This is a genomic window from Streptosporangium sp. G11 (genome assembly GCF_051192615.1).
Lineage (GTDB): Bacteria > Actinomycetota > Actinomycetes > Streptosporangiales > Streptosporangiaceae > Streptosporangium.
On sequence record NZ_JBPJUQ010000199.1, the window covers coordinates 1 to 4301 of the forward strand.

At 65.8% G+C, this 4301-nt stretch carries 5 protein-coding genes; 4 read left to right on the forward strand and 1 reads right to left on the reverse strand.

What is annotated here, in order from left to right; all coding sequences use genetic code 11:
- Positions 1–405: 405 nt before the first annotated feature.
- The gene (locus ACSDR0_RS49475; protein ID WP_435295936.1) at positions 406–1299 is read right to left on the reverse strand and encodes an NADP-dependent oxidoreductase; all 894 of its coding nucleotides are present in this window, start codon (positions 1297–1299) and stop codon (positions 406–408) included.
- A gap of 70 nt (positions 1300–1369) precedes the next feature.
- Between ACSDR0_RS49475 and ACSDR0_RS49480 the strand changes: the two genes are divergently transcribed.
- The 4 genes from ACSDR0_RS49480 (at position 1370) to ACSDR0_RS49495 (ending at position 4264) form a co-directional block, all read left to right on the forward strand.
- Complete coding sequence (locus tag ACSDR0_RS49480) at positions 1370–1957, forward strand: TetR/AcrR family transcriptional regulator (RefSeq protein WP_435295937.1); 588 nt, start codon at positions 1370–1372, stop codon at positions 1955–1957.
- Positions 1958–2247: 290 nt separating this feature from the next.
- The gene (locus ACSDR0_RS49485) at positions 2248–3324 is read left to right on the forward strand and encodes a tyrosine-type recombinase/integrase (protein ID WP_435295938.1); all 1077 of its coding nucleotides are present in this window, start codon (positions 2248–2250) and stop codon (positions 3322–3324) included.
- Complete coding sequence (locus ACSDR0_RS49490) at positions 3321–3644, forward strand: helix-turn-helix domain-containing protein (protein ID WP_435295939.1); 324 nt, start codon at positions 3321–3323, stop codon at positions 3642–3644. Before ACSDR0_RS49485 ends, ACSDR0_RS49490 begins: the two co-directional genes overlap by 4 nt.
- Before the next feature lie 23 nt (positions 3645–3667).
- Entirely contained in the window at positions 3668–4264 is a 597-nt protein-coding gene (locus ACSDR0_RS49495) for a hypothetical protein (RefSeq protein ID WP_435295940.1), read from the forward strand.
- The last annotated feature ends 37 nt before the right edge of the window (positions 4265–4301 follow it).

Sequence of the window (4301 nt, forward strand, 5' to 3'; positions counted from 1 at the left end):
TCGCCTACGCCACCGCCGTGGCGACCACCCAGCTCAACACCCGCGCCCGCCGCTGGATCTGGGGCCGTCCAGCTCCCTACCCTCGTCAACGCCGACGCCGTTTTACCTACCTGCTTTGAGGAACGTCGCACTAGTGGTGGCCCATCACGAACCTCGGCCGGGTAACTGGTCCAGCTCCTGATGGGTGAGCTGGCGGCGAAGTTAGTCTTGGGCCGGACTCGGGCATTGCGCCAGCGCACGTAGGCACCGATCGCCGCGTTCTGCTCGGCATGACTGCGGTGATCGGTGCCGCTCAGGGCGTAGTAGCGCAGGGCGGCGAACTCGGACTCGATTCAGTTCAGCCAGGAACTTGTAGGTCGGCAAGACCTTCAGCTTGCCGGGCCGTGCAACTGCGCAGGAAACGGCTCAGACGACCACGACCCGGCGCCCGCGCGTGTGACCGGCATGGCTGTCGATATGCGCCGCCGCGGCCTCGGCGAGCGTGTACGACTTCTCGACAGGGATATGGAGCTTTCCCCGCGAGATGAGGCCGGCGGCCTCGGCGAGCGCTTCCGGCATGCTCCCGGCCACGCCGGAGAATTGGACACCGAGCTCCGGCGCACCGAGATCGGCGATGGAGATCACCTTCTGCGGCCCCCCGGTCAGCTCGACGAGCTCGCGGATCACGCCCGAGCCGGCCAGATCAAGAGCTGCGTCGACATGGCCGAGCTGCCGCACCCGCTCGACCCAGCCCTCGCCGTACGTCGTGGCGACGGCACCCAGGCTACGCAGATAGTCCTGGTTTGCGGCCCCAGCCGTGCCGATCACCGTGATGCCGCGGTCGCGGGCGATCTGCAGCACCGCCGATCCGACTCCCCCCGACGCACCGCTGACCAGCAGCGTCTGCCCGGACTGCACACCGACTTGGCGGATGATGCGCAGCGCGGTCTCCACCACGGAGGGGTACCCGGCCGCCTCTTCGAACGTCAGCCCCTCGGGCATACGGGCCCAGGCTGACAGCACGGCGAACTCGGCATAGGTGCTCGAGCCTTTGCCGAACACGTGGTCGCCAACCTCGACCCCTTCGACGCCCTCGCCGACCTCGTCCACCACCCCAGAGGCGTCCTGCCCGACTCCGGCGGGCAACTCGATCGGATGGACCTTCTGGAACTGGCCTTCACGGATCCTCCAGTCGGCGGGGTTCACGCCCGCCGCCCGCACAGCGATGCGTACCTGACCGAGGCCCGCGTGGGGCTCCTCGGCGTCTACGAGTTGCAGAACGTCCGGACCGCCGAACTCGGCGAAGCTCACTCTTTTCATGCGGTCGACTGTAACACTAACGGTTAGCTTTTGAAAACAATTCCACCTTTGTACCTGATAGTATTGGAGCATGACCCTGCCGTCCGGACGCCGTGAGCGTAAGAAGGCCGCGACCCGCCAGAAGATTGCTGACGCCGCCCTGCAGCTCTTCCTGGAACGCGGGTACGACGCGGTGGGCATCCGTGACGTGGCCGCCGAGGCCGACGTAGCCGTCACCACGCTCTTCTCCCACTTCGCCTCGAAAGAGGCCCTGGTGTTCGAGCAGGACGAAGACTTCGAGCAACGCCTCACGCAGGCGGTCACCGGCCGGGCGCCGCACGAGCCGCTCATGCCTGCGCTGCGCCGCGAGATCCAGGCCCTGGTGCGACATTGCACGGCGGACAGCGCCGCCCCGATCTGGCGCATGGTCGACGAATCACCTACCCTGCGGGAATACGAGGCGTCGATGAGGCTGCGCCATGCAGAGTCGTTGGCAACGGCCATCGCTGCTGATCTCGACCTGTCACAGACCACAACGGCTTGCCGGACGATCGCGAGGTTCGTGATCGACGCCCATTCGCTGGCCCGTGAGGCGGCCGATCCGGAGGCTGCGGTGGACGAGATCTTCCGGATGATCGAGGCGGCCTGGGAGGTCACCTGCCCTTCTCGACGTGCGTGAGGAACTGCTCCTCCAGATAGGACAGGGGCCGGTCGGGCTGTTACGAGTCACTGAACGCTTGGTTTCGACTTCAATCTGCTCGAGCAGCTGGTTCACGTCGTCCCGGGTAAGCAACAGTTCTTGAGTTGAGGGCGCTGGATCCTCCTCACCCTGCACGCTCACTGCCTGCGAACTGCGTCTACTCCCGTTTGCCAGATGGATCACCACACACCGAAGTAACTTCACTCTCCGTGAGGCTTCTGTCACGAGAGTGATGGGATGGCGGCGCCGATGAAGTCGGGAGGTGTGGGTTGGCGCTGGGAGTCGTGCGAGACCTACGCAATCATCGAGCCCCAGGCAGCGAAGAAGATCTCGCCGCCTTCGAGACGGACATCCTGGCAGAGTTCGTGCTGGCTCGCGCGTCAGCAGGACTGACCGACAGCACCATCCGCAACGACGCCAATCATCTGGAGCTGATCCGGGATTGGTTCGGCCGGCCGCTGTGGGAAATGCAGCCCGAAGACGGCGACGTCTACTTCGGCAAGGTGCTGCGAGAGGCCAAGCCCTCCACTCGCACCGTCAGAGCGGCCGCTCTGACGGTGTTCTTCCGGTTTCTGGAGCTCAGGCACAAGGTTGAGCTGCACAACCTCACCGGCCGAGTCGTAGAGTGTCCGCTCGATGAGGTCAACCGTCCACGGTTGTCCGTGGATCCGCAGTTGCGCGTCCCGCCGACCGTCGAGGAGATCGAGCAACTGTTCGCTGGGTGGCGCGAAGAGCTGCTGAGCTGCCGCAAGTTCGCCCCGGCGGCCCGCAACTACGCCGTGGCCCGGTTGGTCGCCGATGTCGGGTTACGGATCAACGAGGCCCGGATGCTGGACCTGGACGACGTGCGCTGGGAGCTGGGCCGGTTCGGCAAGCTGAACGTCCGCCATGGGAAGGGATCTCGCCGCAAAGGGCCCAAGCCACGGCTGGTGCCCCTGATCAACGGCGCCGATCGCAGCCTGCGCTGGTTCATCGAGGACGTCCTCGGGCTCTTCGAGCTCGACCTGTCCAGCCATCGCACCCCGTTGTTCCCCTCCGAGCGGAAGAACGCCGAGGGCACCTGCACCCGCGCCACGGCGGACGTGTTTCGCCGCGCCTTGATCGACGCCGTCGACCGCCACCTGCCGACCTGGTCGGGACGGCTAACACCGCACGTGCTGCGGCACTTTTGCACCTCCCAGCTCTACCTTGCCGGGATGAACCTGTTCGCGATCCAGGAGTTGCTCGGCCACGCCTGGACCGGCACCACGGCCAGATACATCCACGTCCATGCCACCCACATCGAAGACGCCTGGGTCACCGGACAGTGCCGCGTCGCCGACCGATGGAAAGGACTCACCCGATGAAATGGAACCTGCGCCTGGCGGCCGCGAACCGCGGAATCTGGAAGGCCAGCGAGTTCCAGCGAATGCTCGCCGAACGTGGCCTGATCATCAGCGCCGGCAAGATGTCGGGACTGTGGTCGGGAAGCCCCAACGTGGTCAAGCTCGACGAGCTCGACGTCATCTGCACCGTGCTGGGCTGCGGCGTCGACGAACTACTGATCCCCGAACCCGATGCTGTCGCCGAGCCGCGGCACCACAACGATGACCAGACCACGGTGGTCGGCCAAGATCGGTCGATCTCCCCGCGCACCGGGACCGGGCGGTCGCTACCGCCTCGATGAACTGCGCACACTGCAGCACCCCGTTGCCCGAGAAGCGACGCCGAAATCAGGTCTACTGCAGCAACGCATGCTCGGCGCGGGCATCCGAGCGTCGGCGCAAGGACGGCCAGCCGGCCCCACCGCGCTGGCAGCACCCGGCGTTGACGGCAAGTGATCCGGTGCTGCGAGCAGCGGCGCATCATGCTCAGGAACTCGGCCAAGTCGGCGGCTGGAACCCCTCGACCACCAGATGCGTGCTGGATGGGCTCGTCACGGTGCTGACTGACCTCCCCGCAGGTGAGCGCGTTTCGCTCAGCGAGGTCCGAGCCCGACCGCCCCGCTGGGTGTCGCGGCCTCGGCTTGTCGAAGTGCTCACCGATCTGGACCTGCTCCACGATGAATTCGCTCCGGCGATCAGATCCTGGATCGACCGCGTCACAAGCCCTTTCGCGCCCGGCTTCATCAATCCCGTCCGGCAGTGGCTGCTGGTCCTGCTCAACGGCGACACCAGGTCACGGCCCCGGTCCGCGTCTAGCATCTATGTCTACTTCGGATGCATCCGGCCATTTCTTGACGACTGGGCGGTGGGCTACGACCACCTGGTCGCGTCCGAGATGCGGTGTAAAAGAGAACGAGCGTAGGTTGCCGTGCTGAACCGACCAAAGTTCGCACTACGCA

What these genes read in the sequence shown, in the direction of transcription:
- ACSDR0_RS49475 (WP_435295936.1), bottom strand. Translation starts at nt 1,299, where the DNA reads ATGAAAAGAGTGAGCTTCGCCGAGTTCGGCGGTCCGGACGTTCTGCAA.
- ACSDR0_RS49480 (WP_435295937.1), top strand. Translation starts at nt 1,370, where the DNA reads ATGACCCTGCCGTCCGGACGCCGTGAGCGTAAGAAGGCCGCGACCCGC.
- ACSDR0_RS49490 (WP_435295939.1), top strand. Translation starts at nt 3,321, where the DNA reads ATGAAATGGAACCTGCGCCTGGCGGCCGCGAACCGCGGAATCTGGAAG.